Raw genomic sequence first — 26,997 nt, forward strand, 5'->3', positions numbered from 1 at the left:
CCTTCATCCACTAATGCGAGTTATCTCGAAATAGGTCTCTGTGCCGGATGCCTCACCGCGGCAATTGCTCTGTGTGGCGTCGTGGACATAGGCCAGATCCACGTAGTCGCCTGGCACGAGGTAGATGGTCCAGGTGGCCATCTCCCAATACGCGGTGTTGTTGCCGATGTTTGAGGCGCCGAAGCCGTCGCCCCTTCGGGCCATTACCCCGTTCTTGTACAGGCCCAGGTAACCCTCGTTGTTTGCGCCCCAGTTGCCCATGAGAATGCGGCCCACGACGATGTAGCTGCCTTCTTTGGTGACCGTCATTCTGCGGCCGAAAGTGATCGCGATATCGGACGTGCAGTAGTCCACGGTGTCAAAGAAGTTGGCCGGCACGAATTGGCCGGCGGTGGCCGCGGGGAATGAGACCCCGGTTGTGGAGGCGCGGAAGATGCGCGCGGTGGTGCCCTTGTACGTCGGCGGCACGTTGTCAGAGATAGACATCGACCCGATTGACGGCGGGCTGTGCTGAGTGTTGGTGGTGGCGAACAGCCATGTGCCCCAGAACAGTTGGACTCCCCAGCCCAGGTTGTTGACACCTTCCGCAACTAGGGCCGACGAGCTGTCATCCCATTCGTTGATGAAGACGTTGTTGCGGAACACCTGGTATTTGCGCAGTCCAGTGACGTTGTTGGTGCCGATGATGAGCACGATTTTCACGCCCGCTGTGGGCTCGGCCAGCGTGAACGCCGAACCGACCATGACGTCCGAGCCGCCGTTTTTGTAGCCCCATTGCGCCTGGTTGTTGCCCCCGAATTCGAGGAACCCGTACTGGGTTTCTGCCGCGTTCTCACGGAACTTCAACCGGGTGTGCTGCATGATGCTGGACGCGCCGGCAGGGTTGTCACCCGAGACAGCGCCACAGGTCCACGTGATCTTCTGGTAGCTGGTGAGCGTTTGCCCGAAAACCGGGCTCAAGCACCGCATATCCACCGACGCACCGCCCACGCCGCTGGTCGAGTCCTTCATACGCAGATCAGCACCGTCGCAGTAGATCCCGGTAGTGGGGTTGCCGGCCCAGGTCTCAGACCAGAAACCCGGACCGCCCGCACCGCTGGCGGTGACGCGGTCGAATGTGTCGGTTCCCGAGACGCCATTGAACGTCGAGCTGTCCTGCTCGGATTGCAGAGCGGCGATGGCAGATGCCAACGCGGCCTGGGTTTCGGCGATAGCCGCGGCCTGGTCCTGCGCATCGGCCACCGTGACACCGCTGGCGGTGTCGCCGCGGTAGCCATTCCAGAACCCGTCGATCCAGTTCTGGGCCCTGGTAAGGGCGCCGCTAGCGTTCGTGTTCGCAGTGCCAAGATCAGCCACCAGGCCCGTGATCCTGGACTGGGCGAAACTGCCGGTGCCGATCTTGCTGGCGTCCAGTATCGGAATATTCGCACCCGACAACAGCCCAGCCACGATCGAACCCGGAATGCTCAAGATATTCAGGAACGTCTGCGCGATCGTGCCCGAAGTGATCTTCGACCCGTCCAAACCAGGAACGTTGATCGCACCGATAGGCGATCCGATGTTCGGGCCGGGAATGTTCATCAGTGCGTTGTAGGCATCGGTAACCGTGTGGCCAGTTCCCGTTACGCCCAACGCATTACAGATCTTGTCGATCAGTGCCTGACCACCGGGGATGGAGCCAATCGCGTTGTCGAGCGCGTCCAGTGTGTCCTGCAGATTCCCGATCCGACTGATCGGGAACAGCCCGGACACGATCTTGCTGGCGTCCAGGCCAGGGATCAGGCCACCCGGTATCAGACCGCCGACGAGGCCCGCGAACAGGTTCAGCGGCACCACGAACGCCGACATTACGGCCGCCCAAATGTCTTCAGGCGTAGGCGGATTGGTCAGATCAATGTTGCCGAACACCGAGCGCACCCAGTTGAGGAAGGCTTGCACGCCACCGGTGGCACCGAGCCCCAGCGCTGCCCCGATCTGGTCGAGGAATTGCACGATGCCCGACAGGTCGATGCCGGTGGCCTCTTTGATGAGTTGCAGCCAGCCAGTGATGAGATCGGCGGGGTCGAAGTCGGGCAGCTTGGGCAGGGTTTGGTCCAGCCGCAGGTTGGGGTTGTGGGTGATCGCCGCCGGCCGGCCGAGATCAATTGAGGCTGGCATCGGCAACCTCTCTCGTCGCGACACCTTCGAACATGCGCCAGCGGTAGTCGGTGGCCGGCCGTTTGAGTACTTCCCGCTCGGTTTGTGGCGATACGTCGGCGGGGTCCATGTCGCCGCCGTCGCGCCACTCGGTGATCACCAGGCCCTGGCTGGCCGCCTCGCGTTCGAAGCTTTCGCGGACCAGCCACACCAGTAGCGCGTCATCCTCTTTGGTGTGCTCGGCGGCCAGGACGGGGACAACTGTCCTCAGTTCGCGTGTGTAGGCCATCAGAGCCCCTGTGGCACGACGAGGAAACCGAGCTGGGCATCGGTCCTGTTGAAGGCGTACATGCCAAGCAGGCCGTCGTTGACGAGGTTGACGGTGAGGTTGGCCTGTTGCCCGGCGTTGATCTGGCCGACGCCGTTGTCCGGCATGGCGGCGGTGTCTGGATCACCCGGCGTGGAGAAGTGGGGGACCACCGTGGTTTCCTGCGCAACAGTGCCCTTGCCGCGGCCGATGATCTGCCCGGTATTGGGATCACCCAGGCGGACCTCGGCGCCGATCTTGAAGGGGTCCAAGATATTCAGGTCGATCCCGAATGCCTTGAAGTGACCTGTAACCCACGGGACCCAGGCGAAGTCGAACACCGGCAGCGGGTAGGTCAGGATCGGCACGCGGCCGTTGACGACCTGCGAGATGTTGGTAAATGCCGACTCCGGGATTGAGTACGCCTGGACACCTTTGGAGGCGAAGTCGCTGGGGACCCATTTCTGCTTGGTCTCGTTCCACGTCGGGATCTGACCGTTGTTCGGAGGCGCCGTGTTGTCGTAGTCGGTGGCAGCCCTGATCGCTGCGGCCGGCCCAGTGAAACCTCGGGGGGCAGCGATCTTGAAATGCAGCTGCGGGTTGAGCGCGTTTCCGCCCTGTATGACGTCGCTGGTTTGGTCCGGGGGGATGACCTCGGTGGTAACCGTGAATTGCGGGACGGGCCCGGGCCGGCCCGGGTAGCCGGCCGGCCTCGTGATGTAGCTGGTGCCGGTCCAGTAGTACAACAGGTCACCGAGCCACCACGTCTTGCCCTTGTCGCCCAAGCCAAGGTTGCTCGGCAGATCTGACGGCTGTGTGACCTCCGTATCGATCTGCATGTCGACGGCCGGCGCCGGCAGGCCGTCCCTGCCCGGCTCGCCCTTGGCGATCGGGACGGTGATCACCAGATCGTCGCCAATGCCCTCCATGGTGACCGTTTGCAGCCCAGGCACGTCCCCGTCAGACAGGTAGCCAAAGAAGTGCAGCATGGCCATCACGTCCATGATGTGGAACGGCTGCCCGGCGGGCGTCATCGCGGAAGTCACGAGAAATCTCCTTCGATTCGAGGGGTGGTGTGCCAGGGCGCCAGGGCGTCGAGGTCGGGCAGCTCGGGCGGTTCCGGGACCGGGCCGACAGCCGAGATCGGTTCGGGGGCATCGGGATCGTCGGGCGAGTCGACAGGCACCCAGTCGATGACTCCGGGGAGCTGGCCGGGCCGATCGGGGATTGCGCGGCGCTTGATGATGGCCTTGTCGGCGTGCACGTCGCCGCCGGCTCGGGCGAGGTGGAATGCGAAGCAGACACGTTGGTCGTCGGTGAGGTACAGCACTTCACCGCGTGGGCCGCGAGCGAACGCCAGCGCGTCAGTGATGCGTGCCGCCGCTTCGATCAGCTCTCGCGCCTTGGGATCTCGGGCTTTCGTGTCGCCGGTCATATCTGTCCTTTCGGGTATGACGAATCACCCCCGGACCGCCGAACGGTGCAGGGGCAAAGGGGGAGAGGTTGGTTCAGGCCGCGATTGCGGCGCCACCGATGAGCGAGCCGATCGCGTTCCATCCGTCAGCGAGCGCTTTCATGCCGGCCTCGAATGCGTCGTGCTTTCTAGCCTTGCCGATGACCAGATCCTGTGTCATGGCGGTTGATTCGGTTACCGCCCATTTGATTCCGCGGATCTGATTGACGTAGTAGATCTGGTCGATCTCCCACATGCCGCGGTCACCCGCAAGGTAGTCGAATCCGTACACCCACGGGTGACCGTCGCGGGTGGTCATGGTGAAACTCACCTCGGGCCCGGTCTTACTGATGCCCTGGCGGAGGGTCAGCGCCGAGGAAACCACCCAGGCGAAACCGTTGCCGGGCTCTACGTGGTCGATCAGGGCGTAGTCGTTAAGCCACAGCGCCACTTTAGGATTCGTGAATTTCTGCCAACTGAAGAACAGATCGTCGGCCTGGCCCTGGTAGACGTTGTCGAGCCCGCTGGAGCCGAGTTGCTGGTATGCGCTACCCGGATAAGGGATCACCTGTTCCAATTGCGCCAACCCATAGCGGACACCAAATGTGATGGCCTGGTTAAGGATCGTCGGTGAGTGGCCACCGGTCCAGATGGTGCGGGCAGTGGCGCGTTGCATCCGGTGAGCGCTGGTGATGATGCCTGAGTGCTTGCACTCCCGCCATACCAGCGAGGGTTTCTCCGGGGCAACGCCGAGCAGCCGGCGGAAAAACGGATCTGTGAGCCCGTCGCCGTCCTGGTCGAGCGGCAGGATCACCTCGGTGATCGTGTCGTCGAGGATCGCCCCGATCGCTGAGATCGCACCGTCAGCGGCGGTGCCTGTCGGCCCGATGACACCGTCCTTTTGCTCGAACGCCAGAACGACACAGTTGCGGGTGGGCCGTGCCGCCTGCTCGCCCACGATCGCCGCCAGCTCGGGGTGCGGGCTGGTTTCGTCCTCTTCGAGCCAGAGATAGTCGATCAGGGTTACGCCGGTGTCTTCACCGATGGGCTCGTGAATGTCGTGCACCATTTGGGCTTTCGCCGCGATCGGCACGATTCGGGACGTATCGAGGATCGGGTTGACGAACTGGACTTGGATCGGCCAGTGCAGCGGTGAGAGGTTGCCGGCGCGGCTGGTAAGCCAGTGCACGGGGTCGGCCCACGAGGTGATCAGCGACAGGACCGGCCAGAACGTCCGAAGCAGGTTCAGGAATGTCGAGAACGCCAGGCCCGATCGCGCATTCTGCACCCATAGCCAGGCTTTCATCGGCTGGAATTCGGGCGCGCTCACGGGTGTGGGGATCATCGCGATGTGCTTGGCGTGCTCGCGCAGCGACATCAGTTCCAATTCGACCCAGTGGGTGCCGTCCTCGTCCTTGACCGCCACCACGGACTGGATGCGGTAGCCGAGACGGGTTTCCCACGATCGGATGTTGGGGTTGGGGTCGATGGCCAGGTGCAGATCTTCGAGGTAGCGAGTGCCGCGGGCCATCAGATCAGCGAGCCAATCCTGGCGTCGTACACGGATTTTCCCGACGCCGGTGTCATCGCAGAGCCGTTCCCAATCCCCGGATCGGACCTGCCCGCGCAGCGTCCCCATGTAGTTCAGCTGTTTGTCGAGCACTCGCATCAGCGGCGGCTGCTTGCTGGCGCGGCGCCACACTTCGCGCCGGCCGTCGAGCAGCCGGTACTTGGCCAACGGATCGGTCGGGGCGGTGTAGACCTTGCGGGCCATCACGCCACCCCGCGCCGGTACCACTGGGGCATGATCATGCTGATCTTGCCGGCCTTGTTTGTGTGGGTGACCTTGATGACCGCCATGGTCTGCGCCGGGATTGGTGACATGAATCCGATGCCGCCGGGCACCCGCCGACCGATCGGCAATCCAGCCTTGGCGTTGGTGAGATCGCCGAGTAGGAAGTCCAGGATCTCGCTGTTGCGGATCAGCTTGTAGAACGCGGTGTCGATCGGGTCATGCTCGCTGGTCAGCGTCCGCTTGGACGGGTCAGTGTCGACCAGGACCATGCCGTCCGATGGCAGGATCTCCAGCTCCACCATGCGCTCGGTCATGCCGTCCTGAATGGACACCTCGCCGGCACCTTCGACAATGAACTTGGGGTGCTGTTCGTAGTCGCCGCGGTTGGGCAGTCGCAGCACACCATGGTTGCGGCCGTTGATAGCTGCGTTGGCCTCGTCGTTGCGCCACTCGCGGGTCAGTGAGCGTTTGGCGTAGAACGGGAACGGCGCGTGGATGGTCATCGCCGCGGTGGCGTAGTTGTTGCCGTAGGCCTTCGGGTCGATCTCCACTTCGTCGAAGTTGGGTTCCCCGTTGCGAACCCGGGTCCAGCGCCAGCCGGTGAAGCGGCTGAATTCACCCCAGAACCCCATGGGTAGCTCGGAGTCCTCGGGCCAGTCGTCCCACCACTGCTCGCGGATCTCATCGAGGGCAAGACCGGTGTCGGCGTATTTCAGCCGCGTTACGGCGTTGAGGTGCGGGCCGAAGTGCACACCGAAGTGGATGACCCGTTTGCGGTAGTCGGTGCGCTCGGGCTCTTCGCCGAGCATCCACGGTCCCGACGAGTAGAGCTGACTGAACGCGGCGCCGGTGTGCCCTTTGAGGCCGGGCGCCAGGATGACCCCGTAGTTGCCCTTGAACCCGCCGGCCAACGTGTACACCCGCTCACCATCGGGCGAGACGTAGACGATCTTCGTCTGTTCGGATTGCAGCTGTTTGGTGAACGGCCCCATGTCATCCCAGGTTTGGAACGTCGGCGCCGACACGCGGTTGAGAACCGGATCATAGGGCAGCCAGCTGCTCTGACTCTTGCTCATTTCAACGCTCCCGACTGGCGACGTTGCGCCGAGTTCTGGCGGGCCTCGATCTTCGGCAGGATCTCGTTGGGTGCGACACCGGAGATATTCCAGGTGTCCCCACCGCGCGCCGGCCCGGGCGCTGCGCCGCTGCCGGCGTGCTGTCCGTCAGGCCCGCGTAGAGGCATGGTGGAACCCGGGGGCGGTATGGGCTTAAGGAAGTCCGCGGCGTTGGGGATGCCGAGGCCCCCCGCAAGCCCGCTGCCGATTCCGCCGCCGAGGCCGCCGCCGGCCTGGTCCTCGCTGCCGGCGCCGGCCCATGCCTTGGCCAGCCCGCCACCCCAGTTGGCCAGAGCCATCGCCGATTTCACGTTGGGCCATTCCAGCGGGTTGGAGAAGACCGAGCCGTCCAGGCCGATGCCTTGCAGTAGACCGGAGAGGATGCCCTGCCCCAGCGACTGCCCGTCACCACCGCCCGATGCCGCCTTGTCGGCCTTCTGCGCTTCTTTGTCCTTGACCTCAGAGAGTCGGGTTTCAGCTGCGCTCTGCCGTTCCTGCGCAGCGGTCAGCTTCTCCTGCGCCACATCACGTTTCTTCTCCGCAGCTGTGACCTTGTCGGCACTCGCGACCTCAGCCTTGAGCTTGTTCACCTCGGAATCGGCCTTGTCGTAGGCGTTCTGGGCGGATTGCGTCGAGGCTTTCGCGCCGGTCACGCGAGCCTGCGCGGTCTGCACCGCCGCGGACGATCCACCGCCGCCGGATTTGGTCGGATCGTCGCCGTAGCCGGCCAGCGCGATCCACGCCCGGTTGGGGAATTCCGATGCCCCCGAGGCGCTGCCGCCGTACTGGCCATTGCCGGCCTTGCCGCCCATCTCGACGTTGACGTTGCCGCCTTCGGGGTCGACGATCGTGCCGGCGGTGTGACCGCCGCCCGGGCCGCCGTTCTTCCACCCCACCCAGTAGGCGGCGATGCCGGCCGGCGGATCGCCCTGCTGGAAACCGCGGGCCAGAAGCGCCTGGGACTGGTCGGCGGTAGAGAATCGGCCACCAGCGCCGGTGATGAAGTTCGCGATGGTGGATTGCGCGCCCGAGCAGTCGGTATCGAATGTGTCGCCGTTGCCGGCACCCCATGCGTACTTGTGCCCACCGACCCCAGAGGCGAACGATTTCAGGTCATCGACGGTGATGGAGCCCTCAGCGTTGGAGTTGACCCCAAACAGCCGGCCAACCTCTTTGAGGATGGCCATCGACCGGCCACGCTTGGACCGTGCCAGCGGAATGTACGCCTCGCCGCCGGTTTCTTTCTCGGCGAAGATCGTTCCCGCGCCGCGGCCCTGATAGATGCCGGCCGACTGCGGCTTGTCGATCCAGCGCAGCCCGCCGTTGGCCATCGGCACGATGGCGCCGAAGGGAACGATGGCGCCATTGGCTCGGCGCGCCGGTCGATCGAGTTCGACGGTGCCCGATGCGGTGATGCCGGCGAAGGCCGCTTCGATCGTGACTTTTCGATCCTTGGCGGCCTTGTCGATCTGATCGGAGGCCTCTTCGGCACCGGTCTGCTTGACGACGATCAGCTTGCCGTTGTTGTTCTTGACCTCGTAGCCCAGCGATTTGAGAGTGGCCAGCACGTCCGGGGCCAGGGGGGCATCGACGTTGATGGTCTTGTCGTTGTCCTGGGAAACCCTCTGCCCCAACTGAACCAACAGGTCAAACACGGCCTGGCCGCCCGGCGCGGACACATTGACCGGCACATCTTTCGGCACGGCGTCGAACGCGGTCTTGATCCTCGAGGCTGACCCCACGACGTCGTCGCCGAGCTGCTTGAGCACCGGGTTGACGGTGGCGCCGGCCTGCTGCGCCCCCAGTAGGTCAATGCGCAGCTGCTTGAGCTTCTCGGACGCGACGACCCCACCGGCGCCCTGCTTTTCGAGGTTGGCCACCAGGGCGTCGAACACCGGCTGGCCGCCGCCGACCTGCTTGGCCAGTTCCTCCTGTGACAGGCTGAGGTTGTCGATCGCGGCGCTGGCCGACTTCGCGGTGTCGGCCTGCATACGGATCTTCGTGTCCAGGTTGCCCTCGGGGTTGTCCCCGAGCGAGAAGATCTGTTTCTTGAAACCGCCCCACAGGCTGCCGGATTCGTCGCGGAATTGGTCGGCGAACGAACCCGTGCGGTTGCCCTCGGTGTCCAGCTCGCCCTTGAGCGTGCCGAGGCGGTTTTGGAGGTCCCCCAGGGCCTTCTCATCGAGCACGCCGCCCGAGGCGATCAGCGCATCGTTGAGGGTGGTTTGCGCGTCCTTCGACCGCTTGAGCGCCTCGTTGTAGTTGTCCAGCGAGGTGGTCGCAGCGTCGTTCTTTGATGCGATCGCGGTAAACGCGGCGCCGGCCACTAAGAGCGCCGCCGAGAACGGCCCGCCGAGCGCCCCCACGACACCGCCGGCCGCGCCCTTGAGTGCGTTGAATCCACCGGTGACCGCGCCGCCAACATTCGACCCGAGCACCCGCAAGTGAGCACTGGCGGTCTGCGCCTGCGATCCCATGCCGAACAGCACACGGCCGGCATTCGAGACGGTCGGGTTGGACTGGCGCATCCACTGCACCGAGGTCCGGTATGAGTCGACGAGGTTCTTGACCCCGCCACCAGCTGCGCCGACCGTCTTTCCCATCGAGGACACCGCCGTGTTGACCGTCGTCAGCGCCGGGGTGACCCGGCCCATGATTCCGGGCACCAGCTTGAACGCGAGCCAGGCCGCCGCGGCGGTGGTGACCAAACCCTGATGTTCGGACATCAGGTCGCCGATCACCTTGAGTGGGGGAGTGATGACGCGCACCACGGCCGCCGCGCTTTCCAGCGTGACGACGAACGCTTTCCAGGCAGCTCCACCGATGGTGACCGCGGCCGACCCCAGCGACTTGCTGATGTTGAGCAGGGTCGGCGCTGCGCCCTTCGCGCTCTCACTCAGCGATGCCAGAGCCGCCTTGGATTCGGTCAGTAGCGACTGCGCCTGGGGGTTGCCGGCCAGACGGTCCCACGAGTCGCCGAGCTTGTCGAGGCCGCCCGAAAGCCCGTCCAGCACCTTGGAAACCGGGCCCTCAGCCGCGTCATACGCTTTCAGCTGCAGCGACTCGATGCCGTTCTTGACGCGCTCCCACGCGCCCGGCAGGCCCTTGGTCTTGGCCGCTGCGACGTCGGCCGCGGCGCCCTGGCGGTCGATCGCGGTGCGCATCGCGTCATAGGAGGCCGAACCGTCCTTGGCCGCCACGCCTGCGATACGCATGGCATCCGAGCCGAACAGCACCGCGGTAGCGGCCTGGTATTGCTCGGGGGTCATCCGCTTGGCGGCCTCGCCGAGCTGCCCGTAGAGCGAGTGCAGGCCGACGAACTTGCCGGTGGTGTCGTAGACGGTCAGGCCGAGCTGCTCGATCGCGCCCTGGGCCGGGTTGCCCTGGTCGGTCAACGCCAACAGTGACGTCTTGAGCAAGGTGCCGGCGTCAGAACCTTTGATGCCGTTGTTGGCCAATAGGCCGATGGCCGCGGCGGTGTCCTCAGCGGACAGCCCGAACTGATTGGCCACGGTGCCGGCGGCCTGCAAGGCGTAGGCCACGTCGGTGATCTCGGCCGAGGATGCGTTGGCGGCATTGGCCAGGGTGTCCGACATTTTGCCCGCGCCGGCTGCCTGCAATCCGAATGCCTGCAATGCCTGAGACTGGATCGTGGCCGCGTCAGTGGCCGAGATGCCGGCAGCCGCGGCCAGCTGCAGCGACCCCTTGGCCGCGTCCATCGCCTGCTGAACAGTGAACCCGCCCTTGGCGAGTTCGGTCATCGCCGCGGCGGCATCGTTGGCCGAGGTGGCCGGCAACGAGACGTCGTTGCCCAGGGCCCGGGCAGCGTCACCGGCCTGCTTGAGTTGGTCGGCCGTGGCACCCGTGACCGCGGTCAGGGTGTTCATGTTGTTGGTCCAGTCCATGCCGACCGACATGACCGCTTTGAACTGTGACGCCAGGGCGGCAACCCCGACCCCGACGCCGATGGTCGCCATCGCCGTCTTGGCCGATGACGAGAACCGTTCGCCGAAGCTGCGGCCGGCGGCGGTGCCCTGGCCGGCGATCCCGGCGGTGTCCACCTTGGGGTCCAGCTTTGCTGCGGCTGAGAACCGGGACCCGAACCGCCGGCCGCTGGCGGTGCCCTCGTTGGACAGCTTCGCACTGTCCACTGTGGGGGTGATCTTCGCGTTGCGACCTGCTTGGTGCAGGACGCGCGTGATGTCCCGCTGCATGTCTTGCGCGGAGACCGCCAAGGTCACCCACGCAGTCATCAACTCCGGGATGATGCACCCCCCAACATTGTTGCGCCAGAACGCATGTCAAATTCCTTTCATGAGTTCGAGCACCTGTGGGCTCATGAGGTCGGTGACGTCCTCGACGGTGTCCCATGTCGGGCCGGTGTCCGCTGGCTCGTCGCTGCCTGGTCGCGGAACCCGTTCCGGGAAGGGCTGTTCCGCGCATCCCTCGAAATGGAGCGCGGCATAGCGCCAACGGATTTCGCTGAGTTCATCAAGCAGGGCAGCGGCCAGGTAGTCGCTGAGCGTCCACCCGCCGTTTCGGACGTGGTAGATCGCAGTACCGGGTTGTGCCGACTCGATGTAGGACCGCATGTCGCGGGGGTGAATCGTGTTGAAGTCGAGCCGATCTGAGAGCAGGTCACGGGTGATCGCGTCGGCCAGATCGCCCGTGACCTGATCGACCAGCCACGCTATTCCCCCGCGGTGGTGCCTTCCCCGTCACTCGCCTTATCTGCCGCCGTCCAAGCGTTCCACAGCGCCTGAAAGTCGTCAGGGCCATCAACCGGACACGGTCGGTTGTCGATCAATTCCTTGGCGGTTTCGCACGCGGCCCGGTCGATCGCCGCGGACTCGATGTCGAATTCGGTTGGCAGGTTCTTGATGCTGCGCAGCCATTGCTTGGAGTAGATGTGCTTGAACCGGCGCAACGCGACCACCTGGCCATCGGGGTAGGTGTGGACGTACAGCTCGGCGGCGCCGTAGTGGCTAGACCAGTCATAGTCGGGATCGCCCGGCACGGGCTCGGGCAGCATGTCACGTACGTCGTCGGATGCCTGGGCGCGGGCGTCGGCCAGCGCTTCGTGGGTGGACGGCGGCTCTCGATCGAGCGCCGCATTGTCCTGGGCCAGTTCGTCGGCCAGATCCGGCGCTTCGTCGTCTCGTCTCTTTGCCATTCTTCGGTTTCACCTTGGCTCACCTTGGCTGTGGTGTTTGGAGCCTCCCCGCGCCGCGCCAAGGTGTGTTTACGGCACGGGGAGACGGTTCTGGAATGCAGCCTGTGACTCGGCTGTACATTCGCGGGATGAGCAAGCTGGACATGTACGTGGCGGCCGCGCGCAAGGCATTCCTGGGAGCACCAAAGCCAGGCCGGTCTGCGCTCTCCCTTGCAGCAGTCACGTTTCTGATCACCGCGCTAATGGCGCTGTGGCCCGTGACCAACTCGCACGGCACCGACTGCGGCATGTGGATCGAGAACAACACGTCCAAAGCCGCCTATGAGGACGCCCGGTGGCAGTCTGATCACCCCGACTACTGGGGAGGGACACGTAGCGATCAAGTGGACGGTTGCATAGCGGAGCGAAATTCCCGCACACCGTGGCTTGCGATTTTCGCCGTTGCGGCGTTAGCGCTGTTGACAGTGGGAGTAATTCGCCGGTACCGGCCCGGTGGCCGCGCCCCGGAGGACGCGGCCACCAAGGACTGATTAGGCCGGCGCGATGGTCACGCCGCCGGCCGGGGTGAGCCCCGAGGCGTCGGCGCTGACCGGAGCGGCACCGGCGGTGACCAGGCTGATGGTGTAGGGGCCGCCGGCTGCGCCGGTGACGGTCGCCGAGCGGACGTTGACCAGCGCTTCCAGCTTCGCCTGGAATTCCGTGCCGTCATCGTCGAAGACGATCGTGGCGGGCTCGCCTGCCACCTTGAACAGCCAGCTACCGCCGGTCGGACCGCCAGTCAGCGTGGCAGTCAGCGCCGTGGTCACCAGCTTGTCGTCCAGCTCGGTGTAGTCGTAGAACGTGTTGCCGGCCAGGTCCGGGAACAGGTCATAGGTCAGCGGGTACACCGACCAATCCTCGGATTTCCATACCTCGTCTCCGATCTCGGCGACCTGAGCGTCGGGCAGGCACCGGCGCTTGCGCACGTTGCCGTCGAAGACGTCGATGATGTAGGCGTAGTGCGGCAGCACGTCGGAGTTGCTCTTCGCGGCAATCAGGGTGCCGTGCTCGGTCGTGGCCTCCGTGACCGTCACGTTGGCCTTCCCGAAGTACTCCTCCATCGTCCGCGGGTTCAGCGGCTCGATGTAGGTCACCTTGAGGGTGTCATCCTTGCCTGTCTGCACAGAACGGACCTTGTCGCCGTTCCAGTCCTTTTTCTTGTCGGTGTCACGCTTGGTGTTGCTGGTGGCGCCTTCGTTGGAGACGCCGCCCAGGCGGGAGTCCCAGTTGGGGATGATCGGTCGAGGGGTCCACGGGTCGGTGGGCAACGGGGTGCCCAGCGGGTAGCGGAAGATGCCGCCGGTGGCCTTCGGAACGAGCACGCCGGTGTTCTTGACGTTGGTGTGTGCCATGGCACGGTCCTTTCAAATGATGGTGTGTTACACGGGAATTGCGATAGTCCAGGCCACGACGGTCTGGTAGACGGCGACCTCGGGCAGGTCCGGGTCATCGAATCGCTCACAGGATTCGACCGTCGCTCTTGTCACCGCCGGCACGGTTTCGGCGGCCGCTTCGAGGGCACCAGCGATGCCGCGTGCCACCTCGCCACATTCGACCGCTTCGGCTTTTGGCCGGTGGATGCGGGCGGTGATGAGGTGGTTGGCGATGCGGGCGTTGCGTTTCCGGCCGCCGGTGACGACGAACTTGACGAACCATTCAGGACGGGGAAACGGGATCTCGGTGGCCACCTCCCAGTCCTGCAAACCGAGGTCACCGAGGCCGGCCGAAATGCACACTTCGGCCATCTCTTCGACGTCGGGCCCGACGACTACGGTCACGAGATCGCCCTGAGTAGCGCTTGGGTTTTGGCCTCGTGAGCCATCGCCCGGGCGCCGGTGCCGATGATGCGGCGGCGGGCCCGTTCCTCGTCTGAGCCGTCCGTGATCTCGTAGTACGGCTCGTCATAGGGCGGGCTCGTCGTTGAGGCAACCGAGTTCGCCTTGTCGGCAACGTTTTCGGCTAACTCGTCGAGGAGTCCCTGAGCTGCTGCGCCCGTGAGAAGCTCGCGGAACCCGCCCTCGTTGATCTTGATGCGTACGCTCACCCTTCGACCCTCCTGAGATTGACGACGAGACGATCCGGAGACATCCACGGCCCGTGGTTGTAGTCCTCGGGTAAGCCGGTGACCACCGAGTGACGCTGTCCGTCCACGATGAACCGGTCCCGATGGTCAACTGTCAGAGCCGAATCAACGATCAGCACCTGGTGGACGATGACCCGACTGCCGCCGGTGGGCGGCTGCGCCGGCTCGCTGGACTCTGGCGTCCACCAGACACAGTCGACCGGCACAGGGGCCGCCCATCCGGGTTTGGTGTTGCCGTGAGCATCCTTGGGCCCCGCAGCCGGCGTGTAGACCTCATGTCCGCACTTGAACCGCAGCGGGACACTAGGCATCCGACGCCCCTTCTGACGACCCCCACAGCGGGCCGCCGCCGGCCCCGGTGTAGATCGCCCCGCAATCGCAGTACGTGGCGCCGAAATTGATTGCGCACGTATCGCCGTGCTGCACTCCTGTGCTGCCGGCGGTGTCGTAGCTCCAAGCGCTACGACTACCGCCGGACGCGCAGATCTTTTGCAGCTGAGCGATCTCCGAGGGCCACAACAGCGAGCGCCGCGGCGCGGAGTTGTCGAAACTCTCGGAGTGCTGAAACGGCCCGGCGACGTCGGTGACTTGGGTTCGACCACCTTGCCCAGCTTCGTTCCACCGCAGGACCGCACCGCGCAGGATCGCTTTGGCAGCTGCGGCTTTCGCCGGGGCTAGGTTCTCGTCGTCGAGGCAGGGCGCTGCCAACCCGGCCAACGCCAACACGTCGTCGATCATCGCCTTGGCCTTGTTCTCGTCGAGGTCGGGCGCGAACGGTGCCAGGTCGGGCGGGGTGAGCAGCGCGTCAGCCATGGTCGGGTCAGGCCACCGCGTCGATGATCTTGGCGAAGGCGTTCAGGTCGGCGATGCCCCAGCCGTAGACAACCTCGGCACGGAACGCGACCTCGTTGTTGCGCTTGAGGTCGCCCTGGCCGTCCGGGTCGCCGTACTCGATCATCTCCAGGCCGATGGCGCGCTGAATGCCCCAGCGGATCGCAGAGAAGTCGCCGACGAACGCCTTGACGTTGGTGGCCACGTCCGCGATACCGACCGCGCCGACAGTGTCGGACACCGAGCTGTTGTGGTTCTCCAGCCGGCCCGCCGGCGCCGTGGCGTAGACGAGGTCGGGGTACATCTTCGGCCCGATCTGCTCCCCGGTAGCCACCGGCATGCGCTGCTTGCCGAACGCCGCGGCGAACGTCGTGTCGAGCGCCAGATCCTTGGGCATGAAGCGATCGGCCAACACCAGCTCGTCAGCGTCGTCCAGGAGCAGCTGCGGCGCATCACCGGCCGCGATCTCCACGGCGTTGGCGGTCTGCGACAGGTGTTCCTCCATCGCCGTGACCTCTTCGCCGCTGGCGGGGTTGATGCCGTGGTAGACGCCGAAGTCGAGCGCACGCGACAGCGACGGCTGGATCAGGGCCAGAATTTGCTTGACGGCATCCAACTGATGGTCCTCGTCGGCCCACTTGACCTCTTCGGTCCACCGCACCGTCTTGTGGAACTTGTACGGCTTGGTCTTCTTCCGCGTCCGAGTGATTGTCGACGGCCCCTTGGCCGTACCTTCCCCGACGTACTCGGCTTCTCCGATGTCAAAGGTCATGTACGAACCGGTGCCGAACTTCATCGGCTCCGAGGCCGACAGGGTAGCGATGGACGACCCGAACTTGACCTTGCCCAACCAGGGATCAAGGATCTCGTCGGGCAGTTCGAGCTGCGAGCTGTTGAAAACCGCCATGATGGCTTCTCCTTATTCGTCGTTACCGAACAGATGGCGCGTGAATTCGCGTATGCCACTGTCTTTTTCGGTGTCTTTGCTTCCGTTGCCCTGGTCGGGCACGTAGTTGGTGTTCTTTCGACGCTTGCCTGATTGGGCGAGCAGCCGATCGATCTGCTTGAGCATCAGTTCGGGATCGGTCGCGGTGAGGAACAGATCGGCATCCTCGGAGTCGATCTCGTGGCGGGCCACCAGGTGGGTTTTGAGCGCCTCGGCAACCTTCGCCGGTACGGTCGCAACCTCAGCCTCTGCCGTGGTGAGCTTGGTGGTGGTTTCGGCCAGTTGGGTAGCCGCCTTGGCGTTGGCCTTGGACTTGGTCTCCCAGTCGCGGGCTTTACCCTTCCAAAACTCCACTGTTTCAGTGGGGTTCGGTTCACCGTCACCGTCGCCGCCGGACTGGGCTCCCGTTGCGGGATCTCCCTGGCCGTCTCCTTCGCCGCCAGCGGCGCCACTGTCGCCGCCGCCGTGGTCCTCCGATGCGCCCATGATGGGCCACCACGGGCCTCGCTTGCCGATGCCGATGGCTCGCAGACCGGTTGTCGGGTGGATGGGCAGATCGTTGCAATCAGACATGCGTGTTTCTCCCGTTTCGGGTTCGCCCCTGCCGTTGCGGCCGAGGTTTGTTGAGGGGTGGCGTCCAAGGGACGCCGAAACACCGCCCCACGTTGCGTGTGGGCGGTCGAATAGGGGGTTACGGCTTAGGTGCCGTCAGTGGTGTCGCGGTTGGCGAGGTAGCGCTGAGCGCCGGGTGTCGAGTACCAGCGTTCCAACAGCATGTCCTCGTAGCCGGCGGCCCAAAGCTTGGCCAGGGCCAGCGACTTGCCGGCGTACGGGTTGACAGCGCCGAGCTGCGCGGCGCGGCCCTCGGCCCGTGCGCGCTTGCAATCTTCGGCGGTAATCACTGCAGGAAGTCCTCACCCATCGCGGTGTATCTCCGTAGACCGTACTGCCCGGACAGGATCATCTGCTTGTAGATCTGGCGAGTAATCCGGCCGCCGTTCTGGTCGAACCATTCGGCCATCTCGTCACTCATCCACTCGCGGGCCTTCTTGTCGCTGACGTACCAGAGGTTCTTCGTGTTGACCTTGCCGTCGAAACGGGGCTTCACCATGAACCCGTTTGTGGCGTTCTCGGCCTCGATTGCCAATTCGCTGATGTGCTTGTGGAATGCGGACGACAACAGTTGCTCGAACGTGTTGCCACGTAGACCCTCTAGCCGTGCCATGCGGACGAAGTCGCGGCGCCGGATTGCCTCGACCGACTTTCCGGTGACCTCAGCCTCAGCCTCAGCTGGGTCGTAGCCCTGTTCGATCTTGGCCAGGATCTCATCGGATTGCGCGTTGGCTTTCGCGGCCCGGCGGTCGCGGGCCCGTTCACGGTTGCGCGCCTTGCGTTCCGCCGCTTTGCGTTCGGCATCTTCGAGGTTCTCCAGGGCGATGGCGGCCCGCTCGACGCGCTCGTCATCACCGGCCGCCAGTGCCTCATCGAGCTCGCGGGCAGCCCGCTCCATCGGGGTCTCTGCTGCCGCCGGAGCTTCGATCTGCTTGGTCTCTGCCGGCGCGGTCGGCGCGGCCGGCATCGTGTGAAGGTCCTCGGCATCGACGCGGCGCCAGTAGTCGATGGCGGCCAGGTGCTCATCCTCGGCGTCGAGCCAGCGGCCGACGTCGGTAGCGTGCCGGCGTTCAGCGACACGTTCGGCGGCCACCCGGACCCGTTCCTGTGCAGCGCGTTCCATTCCCCGGGCGACCTGTGCGGGGCTGCGTGCGCCGCCGCGGCGCGCCAGGTTGTAGTCGGCTTGCCACTGTTCGACGTAGGCCGGCGGTTCGTAGGTGCCGTCGCGGTCGGGTACTGCGGTGCAGTGACAGCGATCGTGTGACTTTTTGGCGAGCCTCTCGTTGTGGTAGACCGCGCCACGGGTGGCCAGCATCCGGCAGAAGCCGCAAGCGTTGGCGGAGGCGTGACGGGCCCACCGGACGCCCTCGCGGCCCGCGTTGAGGATCACGGTGTTGCGTGAGCCGGTGAATACCGCTCGAGTCGCGCTGCCCTTGAGCGCGTCGGCCGGGTCACCCTGCAATGTCGCCCACCGAGCCGATGCGGCCAACTGCTTCTCGAGCGGTAGGTCGGCCGGCACGGCGACGAAGTCCGATCCCCCAGGGCCGGTGGGCAGATCGGTGTAGTAGACGGCGGTCAGGTCACTGCTGGCAGCAATGTACGGGGTAGCAAGCGCCGGGTAGGCGTCACTGACAAACGCGAGCTGCTCGTGGCGATCGAGGCGGCCCAAGCTCGGCGTCAGGGTATCGATCTTGGAACCGAGGTCAGCTGCCAGCCCGGCGAGCAGCTCCTGTAACTCAGTTGGCGACAGCGCCATTGAGCGTTACCTGGTCGGCGGCGGCCTGGTCGATGGCGTTGGCCGGGGGGGCCGGCATCGGTGCCGGAGTGGTCAGCTTGTTGACCAGTGCTGCGGCCTGGGCGCGGCGCTTGTCGGCCATGGCGCGCTTGATCTGCGAATCGGACAGGCCGAGCAGCTCTAGGCCGACCTCGGTCTCAGCAAGCCAGGGCACGGCGGCCAGCTGCTTGGAGCCGGCGTCGGCGGCCGCCGAGCGCGACAGGTAAGCCGGCGGGCGCCACTTGGTGTTGATGCTCTTGTAGTTGTCCGGGATCTCGTTGAGATCGTTTTTGATAGCCAGCGCCCGAATCATGGCCCGGCGGAAGGCCGGCGACCAGTCGTCAGTGGCGCCCTCGGCCTCGGCGATCAGTTGCTTTTCGGCGTTGTCGGAGCCATCGGCGGTGGTGGTGTTGGTCTTGGCCTGCACGCCGAGAGATGAGACGGGCAGGTCGGTTTCCCCGGCGAAGTCGTTGGCACACTGCTGAAACATGTCGATGTGTGGTTCGGGCGAGGACTGTTTAAACTGCTTGACGTCGGCGCGGGCCAACTTCGGGTCATCAGAATCAAGATCATGATCGTCAGCGATGCCCTTTATGCGGCCCATCACCGCCTTCCACGTAGGCAGCGGGTTACCGTCCTCATCTACGAGCACCTCAGACGGGTCCGCCCCCAAGATCCACAGCTCCGGGTAGGAGAACAGGTCGGCGTGACCTTCCATCCGAATCAGGGTTCGCAGTGCGCGATCGTGCAGGGACATCACGACACGTGAGATCCGTGACGAACCGAACGGACGCCCGGTCCTGGGCTTGTAGATGGCCGCTTCTGCCGGCACACCCCACGGGTGAGGTTTCGCGTCGACAGACCAGCGACCGTTGGCCCGCCCCCGGGTTGCCGTGATGGTCAGGCCGTCGAGGTAGAGAACGAAACTGAGGACGTTACGTTCCTCGTCGCGCTTGAGCACCGACAACAGGTTGTCCAGCCGGCGGCGGCGGCCGTTCATGTCGCCGGTCGCGTTCATCGCATCAGCAACGTGGATCAGCGACTCAGGCTCATCGGTGTCCTCGTCGCCAGTGGTGTTGATCAGGAATGAGGGACCGTGGATCAGTGACGAGATGACCGCACTGGACGATTCAGCACTAAAGAAGTTGTCATCCATGACCTCGGTGTAGCCGAGGGAATCCAGGTCTCCGTCCGGCCAGGTGTAGCCGTCGAGGTTGCAGCGCCGGGCCAAGATGTCCACTGACTTTGCGGACCAGCCGAGCACCAGGCCGATCTTGAAGTACTGATCAGGAATGACGCCGGCACCGAACTTGCGAACCGCATGACGGCCGTCGTAGTAGCAGGCCCGCAAGAAGTTGCGGCGACGGTGATTCTCGATCTCCTTGAGCAGACCGTTGATCAGGGCGTTGTGTTCACTGCCGGTGCCGCGCAGGCGCACCTGGGCAAGTTCTGTGGAGGTCATCGAACTACCCCCCTCCTTCCTGATCGCGTTGAATCTCTTGCGGGTCTGTGCTTTTCGGTCGCCGCTGCCAGAGCGAGAGTGACGCCGACGAGCGGGTGAATGATCGCGGTGGCGTCGCGGCGGTCGTATCCCCATCCGCCGGCATCAGCGATCGGCCGGCGCCGCGCCCCCTTGAGTGCCTTGGTCACCGAATCCTGATTGGCATGGGTCAACGTGCCGGCCTTTCCTCTGCCGCGGTTCCTGAAGAGCAAGCAGGCTTTCGCCATGTACCGGGCGGTCGAGCGGATCACCTTGACCTTGCGGGCCTTGAGCCCCGGAATCATCTGCGCGGCTGGTGACAGGTCATCGATCACGACGGGGATTCGGCGGCCGGCCACCTTGGCGATCCAGTCGATGGCGCCGGCCACATCGGTTCCGGCCCACACTTCCTCGACGTGGGCGTTCGAGCCTTCGATCCACGCGGCCCCCACTGAAATGTCCTCGTCGTGAGACATGTCCACCGCGAGGCCGTCTGGGGCGACGTCCTCGTCGGGACCGATGGCCCCGCGTTTCCGCCAGGCGTTGGGTCTGATGATCTCCTGGTGGACACTGACCTTGGGCCAGATGCCAAACGCCTCGCGGCGGAAGGCATCATCCGACAACGCTTTACGCATACGGCGGATCGCGCGTTCGCTGGTTCTGATCAGATAGGACGGGTTGGCCTTGCGGAGCTGGTCGCGGTCATCCAGGTCAGCATCAGCATCGGCGGATAGCTCGATGTAGAGCGACAATTCAGTGCTGACCCCGTGCACCGAGGGGTTGTCCTCTTCACCCCATTCGGGATTGACGGAGTCGAGGGCGTCCTGGCGCAGCATCGTGAACACTTCGCCGGGATCGGTCGGCCGAGGCGGGGTGCCCATCAGGAACAGCAATGGGTTGGCGACGGTGTTCATCGTCGGGATAAGGTCGTCCATCGCCTTTTCGGTGACCCGCTGGGCCTCGTCGAGGATCAGGATTCCGACTCCGGTGAAGCCGAGGCCGAAGCCGTTTTCTCTGGCTCCGAACAGGATTCGGGAGTCGTTGCGCAGGTATATGCCTTCGTCGCCGTGCGAGTCGGAGATTCTCTCGACGTGTGGCCAGCACTTGTCGCCGCGGGCCATGGCCTTCATCGAGTCGAACGTCTCGCGCGCGGTCTTGAAGCGGTGTGCGGTCCAGATCACAGTCAGGCCGGGGATGATCAGGGCCAGGGCGAACACGATCGCCCCCACCAGGTAGGTCTTTCCGACCTGGCGGGGGATCGAGATGACGATGGTGTCGGCGGCGTAGAGGCCTTCGGCGTCGAGCGCGAGGATCAGCCGGCCGGCGCCGTCTTGCCAGTTGTCGAAGCCCCAGCCGAGATTGATGCACGTGTCGCGCACCTTCGGCCACGCGGTCGAGACAATGCCGGCCGGTTGGACCAGGTGGCGGGCGACCTCAGATAACCGAGGCGTCCCAGAGTTCATCGCTGGTGGTGGCGATGACCGCGCCGTCCTGGTCGCCGGCTGCGGCGGCCAGCGCGGTCAGTTCGCGGCTGATGTCGGTCTGGCGGTGCGTCAGCGCCGACAGTGCGGTGGGACTGGTCCGGGAATCATCCAACGCCCGGGCGACCCTGGCGCGCATCGTGATCAGCCGATCAGGGTTGATCGGTTCACCGGACAAATCGGCGATCTCGCGCAGCAGGTCGAGCTGCCGGCGCACGAGAGCGGCCAGGGCGGTCGCGTTGGTCGACGGGTCGGCGATCGACCGGGCGATCCTGGCGCTCATCGCGACGAGCTGATCGAGTTCGCTGCCGGATTCCGCGGCGGTCAGCACCGAGGCGGTCAGTTCCCTCGCCGCCACCGTCTGCGCGGCGGTGTCAGGGACAGTGCCGTCAGCACGCACGAGGGCCAGATGCCGGCCCGGTGCGGGGGTGTCGTTGAACAGGACGTGATCGGCGGGCTTGCCAGCTTTGCGGCAGTCCTGGCACTGCCGCGTTCCCCCCGGAAGCGATCTGCTACCCCCCCAGAGCATCTTGCCGCAGCTTGAGCAGGGAGTATCGGGGTTGCGTGCCATCATCGATCACCTCCTTGCCTATGGATCGAAAAAGAAAGAAAAGCCCGGGGAGAGAGGGCCGCCTATGCCCTGAGGGGCGGGGACCGACCGCCTCGGGTCGACCCGCCCCAGGGGGGTGGGCGCCGGGGCGATCCCTCACAGCCCTGACCCGGCTTCCGCCCTGGGCTTAGAGGGTGGCGGGCGGCTCGCTCGGTGTTACCTAGTAGGAGTGCCACCCTTTGACGTCAGCCCCTCTGACGACCTGTTATCGGCGCGCTGCCTTGCTCTTTGGCCAGGCGGGTGGCGGTAGTTCTTAATCCGCGACGGTCCACCAACACCGCTCGGTCACGAACGTGACCCCGGCGGGCAGCTGCTCGTCCGGGTCCTTGTCGGACTTGTCGCGGTTGCACTTGCGGTGGGCCGGCACGATGTTGTCGAGCACGTCGCCGGCCGGCCCCGTGATCGCCAGCGGTTTGAGGTGGTCGATGGTGAAGCTGAGCGGGTCCAGGTGGTGAGCGTCGTAGTCGATCGGCTCGCCGCAGTGGTAGCACGGTGGCTTTGGCCCGAACGGACTCGGCGGTAGCCCGCGGCTGATGATGCGGCGGTGCCGATCGCGTGTCGTGGTGTTGCGCTGAACCTTGCCGGCCCTGCCTCGGCCCGCTCGTCCCGTCCTCATTTCACCTCCGACGAAGGTAGCTAGAAACGAGGAAACCCCCAGGTCCGAACGGGTTCAGACATGGGGGTATCGACTCGAGAAGGCATATTAGCAGGTCAGGGTGGACATATCTCCGCAAGAAGGTTGGAGCGGCGTGTTCCTTTGGCGATGATGCTGATTAGCCTGATGAGCGTCGCTAGCATCGAGCGATGGCGCCGATAGACCTCGACCTATTCGAAGAGCACACACGCGGCCGAGGCATGGTTGAGGTTCTACTGCGCGGCCACCTATGGCTTGAGAATGCCGTGATCGATCTGATAACAGTGGAGGTCAAGAATCCTGAGCCCCTGAAGTTGGACCGGATGACGTTCGCCAACAAGGTGAATCTCGCCGAGGCGCTTGGCCTCCTGGGACCCGGCGAAGCATCCACACTTCGAGCGTTTAACAGGATTCGCAATCGTCTGGCTCACGACCTTCATGGCGAGCCGACACTTGACGACCTCTCAAGGATCGAGCAAGGACTCACTGATCTCCAACGCGAGCTGGCTGACGGCCTATGCCGGACAGACGACTTTCAAAAGCGGCCCGCAGATCCTGACCACATGATTCGTCTTTCCACGACGATTCTGGCTTTGCTCGCGGATATCGAGTGGCACCGACAGCGGCACAAGTACTGGAAAGAGAACCGTGCCTCTATCGACGCCTTCGGCGTAGTGGCAGCAATCCAGAAGAGGTATGGACGGACACCTCAGACTTGGGATGACTGGTGCGCTGAGCGGAACATTCCGAAACCACCTTCGCCCGAAGGCGTCTCGTTTCGAGCCCGGGACATTATCACTTCCGAGTGATGGTCAAGTGGTGCGCGCCGAGCATCCTTATGTCCGGTTACCGGAAGCTCAGCCAGCGACCCGACAGTTCGGCTCGGAATACTCGTCAGCGCCCTCTAGCAAGAGATATTCTGGGGCCGTACTCAGCTAGAGTGCACCCGCGCACAGTTGGCAGAGTCATTGCTTGGCGGCGGAGTGAATCCCCCGTTCGGCCACGCGGTCACGGCGTCATAGCAGATACCCAGCAAATCGGCTCCTGTTAGGTCGGCACCCTCTAAGTTTGCTCCCGCTAAGTCAGCATTTCGGAGCTTGGCACCGGTCAGATCCACCTCGGCCAAATTCGCTCCCCTGAGGGATGCATGCTCCATGTTCGCTTCGATAAGGCTGGCCTGGTAGAGGTTAGATCCGGTGAGGTCGGCCGCAGGGGAGTACCCAAAGTCCTCTTCCTCCCATGAAAAGTCGGCCTCGTCAGCCTTAGCGTGAACCAGTCGAGCGTTCTTCATATTGGTGCCACGGAGTTTAGCGTTACTCAAATTCGCATTGCTCAAGTTCGCTTCAATCATTTGTCCATTTATTAACTCTAAACTGGCCAAATTTGCACCCTCTAGGTTCGCCCTATCTAACTTCCCTGCACTTAGGTTAGCGCTGGTTAGGTCAGCGTTTCCGATCTGGCTGCCCGAAAGGTCAATTCCGTACCCAGTGACAGAACTCATATTTGCTCCCGTCAGTGTTGCGCCAGGCAGATCGGTGTTAAGAAACGATGATTTGAAGAAACTTGCGCCCGCGAAATGTGCGTTGGGCAGATCTGCCAGATTGAAACACGAATACTTCAGATCGAGCGCGTTAACACCGTCATGACTTACGTCACGACGTGCAAGCACGGTCTCTGCAGCATAGATATCACTGGTTAACCACTCACCGGGAGGGCACTTTAACGGCGCGGAGCCGTACCGCTCGCCAGCGCGAATATGCGTATGGCTACGGATAAATGCACTCAATACTTCGACGATGGTTGGATGGTCAGGTGGCGAATCGTGCGCTAGTCGCTCTAACGAGTAAATGGCACCCATCCGCACATCGACCTTTTCTGAGCCGAGCTGATCGATAGCCTTCGTAAATCGGTCGGTAATCTGGCCGCGTTCTGTCAGCGCGTATTGGCTGTTGGTTGACGACAGCGCGCGGCCGCTGAAGTACAGCGCTGCGATTGCGGCTGCGGCTGTCGCCAACGCTGCGATGGACTTCCAACCCTCCCACGCGAAGAACCTGTGAAATCTGCCACCACTCGGCGTTGTTGAATCCGGAATGGGAGGTAGGGGCGGGACCGGCGGCAGGGGCGGCACCGGCGGTAGCGGAGGCAAGGGTGCAGGCAAGGATTGTGACGTCGGTCGCAACCGAGCGCGGAACCGGTCGATGATCGTCACGGATGGATCATCCCCTGAATTGCATATCCGCGTGATCTAAACCGGAGACCAAGAAAGTCTCCCGGGCTGAGGATTCGGCAGTCGGCAGAACTTTCGGGTCCGGCGCAGCGAATTAATGGCGAGCCGTCCCAATGGTCCATGACCCACACCAAGTCGGCACAGCTCACTACGTGTGTTAGTCGCGCCATCGCCCGACGTAGACGTTGCATTCCTCGCCGTCGTCCCAGTAGGCGTCGAATAGTTCCCAGATCCAGTCGCCGTTGGCGGCGATGATGCGCATGAAGCGCCGTTCACCCTCGGTGTAGAAGTGGGTCAGTGCGCTGAATTCCGGTGCGCCAGAATAGGTTGGGTCGTCTGCCAGGGCCTTGGAAACAAGGATGAGTGGTGCGATGCTATCGACGGTCACGGTGTCGGCTTCCCAATCCCATTTCGTCTTGGGCGTATCTCTGAAGATTCCCCAGTCGCAGACAACTTCGCGGTCTGCTATGCGCAGCTCGACGCAGGTAGTCGTGGTCATTTTGCGGTCGCTTTCTGCCGTCGGGCGGTCTTGTTGTCTCGTTGTAGGAGCCGGCGGGCTGTGTCGAAGCTGTAAAGGGCCCTATCGGCTTCCTGGACACGGGTTTTGACGAACTGGCCTTGATGTAGGTAGCCGCGCGGCCGGATTCGTTTGATGGCGATCCAGCGGGTGAGGGTCTTGGGTTCCATTGGTTCCCCGGCGTTGTCGAGCGCTTCGAGCAGTGTGGGCTCGGTCATCAGGTCGCGGCTGGCGAGTGCTCGGCGCTGGTTCTTCGCTACGTCGATCTCCTGGCCGCATTCCTGGCAGTCGACGGTGCGGTCTCCGACTTGGGAGTAGAGGATCTCGCCGCACTCCACAGCGTGGCCGGTGTCGTCGTGGCCGGTGATGGTGGGGCAGGGACCGGCGAAGTGCCGTTCCCGCCGGTCGATGGCCTTGACCAGTTCGCCGCCCTTGTCGCCCGACCCGACGAGCGCGTTGATCTCCTGGAAGATCTTGCCGGCGCAGTCCAGTCGGGCGATCGCGGCGACGTTGACTTGCAGCCAACGAGCGAGATCGGAGGTTGTGATGGTGTCTAGTCCGGGCGGCCGGCGGCCGGTGTGGCGTTCAGCGACAGTTTCGACCCACCCGCGCAGCATCTTCCGCGTACCGCGGGCGGTTTCAACGGCGTCGAAATCCATGACGTTGAGGTCAGACGCGCCGCGCAGTCGGCCGATCGTCCCGTGGGGCACTCGATCGAGCTTCTGGATACGTGCGTCGAGGTCGTCGAGCAGCTCGGGCACGCGGGCCAGCATGTTGCGCAAAACGGTGGTGCAGTCGTTGCACAGGAACAGCTGAGATGAACGCTTGCAAGCGTTGTTCCGGCACTCGGTTGTCATCGTGCGCCTCTCAGCATCGCGTCAATGGTTTCGTCGTCGTAGTCCGCGCCCTGGGCGCCGGCCGCTAATCGGCCGTGCTCCCAAGCGAGGACCGCGGCGGCGCATTGCAGACCCGTCCATGCGGTGTCTACGTCCTCGGTGGTGGCCACGCCGATGGCCTGGGCCACCGTGATTGCCGCCCATGCGCCGGCCGCGTTCAGGTAGGCGGCCCGGGCGCCGTCGAGGTCGAACCGCAGGGGCTGGCGCGGTACCAGCTCATCTAGCAGGGTCATCGTGTAGCCTCCGAGAGTCGTTGCCGGCAGGGGATTTTGCGTTCGGTGCCATCGGGGTAGTGGCAGAAGGCCAGGGGCTCGGCGCCGCAGTTCGGGCATGGCCTGTCGATCGGGCCGTCTGCGTAGGCCTCGATGTTCGGGCCGGGGGTACGGCGCCGCCGGCCAGGGCCAACGCCGTAGTACTTCACCTCGCTGTCGGTGCTCATCGGGCCGCCCTGACGTCGTCGAGCTGCTCGGCCAGTGCCGGCACCAGAGCGAGGGTTGCGTGGCCCTGCAGGGGCCGCTGGTGGTCGCATCGCTCGATGGGATCGCCATGTTCGTCGGTGATCCAGTTCGTGCCGCCGCAATCCGGGCAGTTCTGACGGAGCTGCTCGCGATCTCGGCGAGCGCTCCGGTCGACCGCCACGTCGATCGCGGCTTGCTCTGCGTGCCAAGCCCGGAACACGCGGCCGGCGGTCTTGCATCCCCAGCAGCCTCGATCAGTTCCACGCGGGTGCAGTTCGCAATACCGGGATGGAGTCTGGGGGGTGGGGGCCGGTTCGACGGGCGCTGGTGACGTACCCCAGTTACGTAACCCAAATGAGGTTGGTGATTGTCTTGGTGGGAGGAACGGCTGTTCCGGTGATGGTGACGTGGCCGTTCCGGTGGTGGAGTT

30 protein-coding genes are annotated in these 26,997 nt (G+C 64.3%); 2 read left to right on the forward strand and 28 right to left on the reverse strand.

Annotation, left to right across the window (positions count from 1 at the left end; all coding sequences use genetic code 11):
- Positions 1–3 precede the first annotated feature (3 nt).
- The 9 genes from AC4ELH_RS31415 to AC4ELH_RS31455 all read right to left on the reverse strand — a co-directional run bounded on the left by AC4ELH_RS31415 (position 4) and on the right by AC4ELH_RS31455 (position 11,979).
- Complete coding sequence (locus tag AC4ELH_RS31415; RefSeq protein WP_498888672.1) at positions 4–2,157, reverse strand: DUF7257 domain-containing protein; 2,154 nt, start codon at positions 2,155–2,157, stop codon at positions 4–6.
- Positions 2,141–2,425, reverse strand: a complete 285-nt coding sequence (locus AC4ELH_RS31420) for a hypothetical protein (RefSeq protein ID WP_498888674.1) — start codon at positions 2,423–2,425, stop codon at positions 2,141–2,143. The genes AC4ELH_RS31415 and AC4ELH_RS31420 overlap by 17 nt, the downstream gene beginning before the upstream one ends.
- Positions 2,425–3,489 (reverse strand): phage tail protein, encoded by a 1,065-nt coding sequence (locus tag AC4ELH_RS31425; protein ID WP_498888676.1) that lies wholly within the window; start codon positions 3,487–3,489, stop codon positions 2,425–2,427. Before AC4ELH_RS31425 ends, AC4ELH_RS31420 begins: the two co-directional genes overlap by 1 nt.
- Positions 3,486–3,878 carry a phage gene 29 protein family protein gene (locus tag AC4ELH_RS31430; protein ID WP_498888678.1) on the reverse strand — a complete coding sequence of 131 codons (393 nt, stop codon included), beginning with the start codon at positions 3,876–3,878 and terminating at the stop codon, positions 3,486–3,488. Before AC4ELH_RS31430 ends, AC4ELH_RS31425 begins: the two co-directional genes overlap by 4 nt.
- A gap of 73 nt (positions 3,879–3,951) precedes the next feature.
- Positions 3,952–5,670: a Gp37-like protein gene (locus tag AC4ELH_RS31435; protein ID WP_498888680.1), complete on the reverse strand. Its 1,719-nt coding sequence runs from the start codon at positions 5,668–5,670 to the stop codon at positions 3,952–3,954.
- Positions 5,670–6,767: a hypothetical protein gene (locus AC4ELH_RS31440; RefSeq protein WP_498888682.1), complete on the reverse strand. Its 1,098-nt coding sequence runs from the start codon at positions 6,765–6,767 to the stop codon at positions 5,670–5,672. The genes AC4ELH_RS31435 and AC4ELH_RS31440 overlap by 1 nt, the downstream gene beginning before the upstream one ends.
- Positions 6,764–11,059: a phage tail tape measure protein gene (locus AC4ELH_RS31445; protein WP_498888684.1), complete on the reverse strand. Its 4,296-nt coding sequence runs from the start codon at positions 11,057–11,059 to the stop codon at positions 6,764–6,766. Before AC4ELH_RS31445 ends, AC4ELH_RS31440 begins: the two co-directional genes overlap by 4 nt.
- 48 nt (positions 11,060–11,107) lie before the next feature.
- A complete protein-coding gene (locus AC4ELH_RS31450; protein WP_498888686.1) occupies positions 11,108–11,398 on the reverse strand; it encodes a hypothetical protein in 291 nt (96 codons plus the stop codon).
- A gap of 98 nt (positions 11,399–11,496) precedes the next feature.
- Positions 11,497–11,979, reverse strand: a complete 483-nt coding sequence (locus tag AC4ELH_RS31455; RefSeq protein WP_498888688.1) for a hypothetical protein — start codon at positions 11,977–11,979, stop codon at positions 11,497–11,499.
- Positions 11,980–12,107: 128 nt separating this feature from the next.
- Between AC4ELH_RS31455 and AC4ELH_RS31460 the strand changes: the two genes are divergently transcribed.
- Entirely contained in the window at positions 12,108–12,509 is a 402-nt protein-coding gene (locus AC4ELH_RS31460; RefSeq protein ID WP_498888690.1) for a hypothetical protein, read from the forward strand.
- On the opposite strand, the gene AC4ELH_RS31465 is transcribed toward AC4ELH_RS31460, so the two are convergent.
- The 13 genes from AC4ELH_RS31465 to AC4ELH_RS31525 form a co-directional block, all read right to left on the reverse strand.
- Positions 12,510–13,370, reverse strand: coding sequence for a phage tail tube protein (locus AC4ELH_RS31465; RefSeq protein ID WP_498888692.1), 861 nt, complete (start codon positions 13,368–13,370; stop codon positions 12,510–12,512). It lies immediately after the preceding gene.
- A 27-nt stretch (positions 13,371–13,397) separates the two neighbouring features.
- Positions 13,398–13,796 (reverse strand): hypothetical protein, encoded by a 399-nt coding sequence (locus AC4ELH_RS31470; protein ID WP_498888694.1) that lies wholly within the window; start codon positions 13,794–13,796, stop codon positions 13,398–13,400.
- Complete coding sequence (locus AC4ELH_RS31475) at positions 13,793–14,062, reverse strand: hypothetical protein (RefSeq protein WP_498888696.1); 270 nt, start codon at positions 14,060–14,062, stop codon at positions 13,793–13,795. The genes AC4ELH_RS31470 and AC4ELH_RS31475 overlap by 4 nt, the downstream gene beginning before the upstream one ends.
- Complete coding sequence (locus AC4ELH_RS31480) at positions 14,059–14,412, reverse strand: hypothetical protein (RefSeq protein WP_498888698.1); 354 nt, start codon at positions 14,410–14,412, stop codon at positions 14,059–14,061. The genes AC4ELH_RS31475 and AC4ELH_RS31480 overlap by 4 nt, the downstream gene beginning before the upstream one ends.
- Positions 14,405–14,914, reverse strand: a complete 510-nt coding sequence (locus AC4ELH_RS31485; protein ID WP_498888700.1) for a hypothetical protein — start codon at positions 14,912–14,914, stop codon at positions 14,405–14,407. The genes AC4ELH_RS31480 and AC4ELH_RS31485 overlap by 8 nt, the downstream gene beginning before the upstream one ends.
- Before the next feature lie 7 nt (positions 14,915–14,921).
- Positions 14,922–15,839, reverse strand: a complete 918-nt coding sequence (locus AC4ELH_RS31490; RefSeq protein ID WP_498888702.1) for a hypothetical protein — start codon at positions 15,837–15,839, stop codon at positions 14,922–14,924.
- Positions 15,840–15,851: 12 nt separating this feature from the next.
- Positions 15,852–16,451, reverse strand: coding sequence for a hypothetical protein (locus tag AC4ELH_RS31495; RefSeq protein WP_498888704.1), 600 nt, complete (start codon positions 16,449–16,451; stop codon positions 15,852–15,854).
- Between the two features lie 125 nt (positions 16,452–16,576).
- Positions 16,577–16,780, reverse strand: a complete 204-nt coding sequence (locus tag AC4ELH_RS31500; protein WP_497429802.1) for a ribosome modulation factor — start codon at positions 16,778–16,780, stop codon at positions 16,577–16,579.
- Entirely contained in the window at positions 16,777–18,246 is a 1,470-nt protein-coding gene (locus tag AC4ELH_RS31505; RefSeq protein WP_498888706.1) for a VG15 protein, read from the reverse strand. Before AC4ELH_RS31505 ends, AC4ELH_RS31500 begins: the two co-directional genes overlap by 4 nt.
- On the reverse strand, positions 18,227–19,726 hold the full coding sequence (locus AC4ELH_RS31510) for a phage portal protein (RefSeq protein WP_498888708.1): 1,500 nt from the start codon (positions 19,724–19,726) through the stop codon (positions 18,227–18,229). Before AC4ELH_RS31510 ends, AC4ELH_RS31505 begins: the two co-directional genes overlap by 20 nt.
- A complete protein-coding gene (locus AC4ELH_RS31515) occupies positions 19,723–21,207 on the reverse strand; it encodes a terminase large subunit domain-containing protein (RefSeq protein WP_498888710.1) in 1,485 nt (494 codons plus the stop codon). The genes AC4ELH_RS31510 and AC4ELH_RS31515 overlap by 4 nt, the downstream gene beginning before the upstream one ends.
- Entirely contained in the window at positions 21,179–21,754 is a 576-nt protein-coding gene (locus AC4ELH_RS31520; RefSeq protein WP_498888712.1) for a hypothetical protein, read from the reverse strand. Before AC4ELH_RS31520 ends, AC4ELH_RS31515 begins: the two co-directional genes overlap by 29 nt.
- A gap of 334 nt (positions 21,755–22,088) precedes the next feature.
- Positions 22,089–22,451, reverse strand: coding sequence for an HNH endonuclease (locus AC4ELH_RS31525; protein WP_498888714.1), 363 nt, complete (start codon positions 22,449–22,451; stop codon positions 22,089–22,091).
- A 188-nt stretch (positions 22,452–22,639) separates the two neighbouring features.
- Between AC4ELH_RS31525 and AC4ELH_RS31530 the strand changes: the two genes are divergently transcribed.
- Entirely contained in the window at positions 22,640–23,278 is a 639-nt protein-coding gene (locus AC4ELH_RS31530; protein WP_498888716.1) for a hypothetical protein, read from the forward strand.
- A gap of 122 nt (positions 23,279–23,400) precedes the next feature.
- Here AC4ELH_RS31530 and AC4ELH_RS31535 read toward each other — a convergent pair whose 3' ends face one another.
- From AC4ELH_RS31535 to AC4ELH_RS31560, 6 genes are all read right to left on the reverse strand, one after another.
- A complete protein-coding gene (locus AC4ELH_RS31535; protein WP_498888718.1) occupies positions 23,401–24,678 on the reverse strand; it encodes a pentapeptide repeat-containing protein in 1,278 nt (425 codons plus the stop codon).
- A gap of 175 nt (positions 24,679–24,853) precedes the next feature.
- A complete protein-coding gene (locus tag AC4ELH_RS31540) occupies positions 24,854–25,195 on the reverse strand; it encodes a hypothetical protein (protein ID WP_498888720.1) in 342 nt (113 codons plus the stop codon).
- Entirely contained in the window at positions 25,192–26,070 is an 879-nt protein-coding gene (locus AC4ELH_RS31545; RefSeq protein ID WP_498888722.1) for a DUF1922 domain-containing protein, read from the reverse strand. Before AC4ELH_RS31545 ends, AC4ELH_RS31540 begins: the two co-directional genes overlap by 4 nt.
- On the reverse strand, positions 26,067–26,342 hold the full coding sequence (locus AC4ELH_RS31550) for a hypothetical protein (protein WP_498888724.1): 276 nt from the start codon (positions 26,340–26,342) through the stop codon (positions 26,067–26,069). The genes AC4ELH_RS31545 and AC4ELH_RS31550 overlap by 4 nt, the downstream gene beginning before the upstream one ends.
- Positions 26,339–26,548, reverse strand: a complete 210-nt coding sequence (locus AC4ELH_RS31555; RefSeq protein ID WP_498888726.1) for a hypothetical protein — start codon at positions 26,546–26,548, stop codon at positions 26,339–26,341. The genes AC4ELH_RS31550 and AC4ELH_RS31555 overlap by 4 nt, the downstream gene beginning before the upstream one ends.
- Positions 26,545–26,748 carry a hypothetical protein gene (locus tag AC4ELH_RS31560; RefSeq protein ID WP_498888728.1) on the reverse strand — a complete coding sequence of 68 codons (204 nt, stop codon included), beginning with the start codon at positions 26,746–26,748 and terminating at the stop codon, positions 26,545–26,547. The genes AC4ELH_RS31555 and AC4ELH_RS31560 overlap by 4 nt, the downstream gene beginning before the upstream one ends.
- Positions 26,749–26,997 lie beyond the last annotated feature (249 nt).

It is taken from the genome of Mycobacterium shunyiense (assembly GCF_058270075.1).

Bases quoted from the DNA above. Each gene is read 5' to 3' on its own strand.
- AC4ELH_RS31415 (WP_498888672.1), bottom strand. From the start codon at position 2,157: ATGCCAGCCTCAATTGATCTCGGCCGGCCGGCGGCGATCACCCACAAC.
- AC4ELH_RS31420 (WP_498888674.1), bottom strand. From the start codon at position 2,425: ATGGCCTACACACGCGAACTGAGGACAGTTGTCCCCGTCCTGGCCGCC.
- AC4ELH_RS31430 (WP_498888678.1), bottom strand. From the start codon at position 3,878: ATGACCGGCGACACGAAAGCCCGAGATCCCAAGGCGCGAGAGCTGATC.
- AC4ELH_RS31435 (WP_498888680.1), bottom strand. From the start codon at position 5,670: ATGGCCCGCAAGGTCTACACCGCCCCGACCGATCCGTTGGCCAAGTAC.
- AC4ELH_RS31440 (WP_498888682.1), bottom strand. From the start codon at position 6,767: ATGAGCAAGAGTCAGAGCAGCTGGCTGCCCTATGATCCGGTTCTCAAC.
- AC4ELH_RS31445 (WP_498888684.1), bottom strand. From the start codon at position 11,059: ATGACTGCGTGGGTGACCTTGGCGGTCTCCGCGCAAGACATGCAGCGG.
- AC4ELH_RS31450 (WP_498888686.1), bottom strand. From the start codon at position 11,398: ATGCGGTCCTACATCGAGTCGGCACAACCCGGTACTGCGATCTACCAC.
- AC4ELH_RS31455 (WP_498888688.1), bottom strand. From the start codon at position 11,979: ATGGCAAAGAGACGAGACGACGAAGCGCCGGATCTGGCCGACGAACTG.
- AC4ELH_RS31460 (WP_498888690.1), top strand. From the start codon at position 12,108: ATGAGCAAGCTGGACATGTACGTGGCGGCCGCGCGCAAGGCATTCCTG.
- AC4ELH_RS31465 (WP_498888692.1), bottom strand. From the start codon at position 13,370: ATGGCACACACCAACGTCAAGAACACCGGCGTGCTCGTTCCGAAGGCC.
- AC4ELH_RS31480 (WP_498888698.1), bottom strand. From the start codon at position 14,412: ATGCCTAGTGTCCCGCTGCGGTTCAAGTGCGGACATGAGGTCTACACG.
- AC4ELH_RS31485 (WP_498888700.1), bottom strand. From the start codon at position 14,914: ATGGCTGACGCGCTGCTCACCCCGCCCGACCTGGCACCGTTCGCGCCC.
- AC4ELH_RS31490 (WP_498888702.1), bottom strand. From the start codon at position 15,839: ATGGCGGTTTTCAACAGCTCGCAGCTCGAACTGCCCGACGAGATCCTT.
- AC4ELH_RS31495 (WP_498888704.1), bottom strand. From the start codon at position 16,451: ATGTCTGATTGCAACGATCTGCCCATCCACCCGACAACCGGTCTGCGA.
- AC4ELH_RS31505 (WP_498888706.1), bottom strand. From the start codon at position 18,246: ATGGCGCTGTCGCCAACTGAGTTACAGGAGCTGCTCGCCGGGCTGGCA.
- AC4ELH_RS31510 (WP_498888708.1), bottom strand. From the start codon at position 19,726: ATGACCTCCACAGAACTTGCCCAGGTGCGCCTGCGCGGCACCGGCAGT.
- AC4ELH_RS31515 (WP_498888710.1), bottom strand. From the start codon at position 21,207: ATGAACTCTGGGACGCCTCGGTTATCTGAGGTCGCCCGCCACCTGGTC.
- AC4ELH_RS31520 (WP_498888712.1), bottom strand. From the start codon at position 21,754: ATGCTCTGGGGGGGTAGCAGATCGCTTCCGGGGGGAACGCGGCAGTGC.
- AC4ELH_RS31525 (WP_498888714.1), bottom strand. From the start codon at position 22,451: ATGAGGACGGGACGAGCGGGCCGAGGCAGGGCCGGCAAGGTTCAGCGC.
- AC4ELH_RS31530 (WP_498888716.1), top strand. From the start codon at position 22,640: ATGGCGCCGATAGACCTCGACCTATTCGAAGAGCACACACGCGGCCGA.
- AC4ELH_RS31540 (WP_498888720.1), bottom strand. From the start codon at position 25,195: ATGACCACGACTACCTGCGTCGAGCTGCGCATAGCAGACCGCGAAGTT.
- AC4ELH_RS31545 (WP_498888722.1), bottom strand. From the start codon at position 26,070: ATGACAACCGAGTGCCGGAACAACGCTTGCAAGCGTTCATCTCAGCTG.
- AC4ELH_RS31550 (WP_498888724.1), bottom strand. From the start codon at position 26,342: ATGACCCTGCTAGATGAGCTGGTACCGCGCCAGCCCCTGCGGTTCGAC.
- AC4ELH_RS31555 (WP_498888726.1), bottom strand. From the start codon at position 26,548: ATGAGCACCGACAGCGAGGTGAAGTACTACGGCGTTGGCCCTGGCCGG.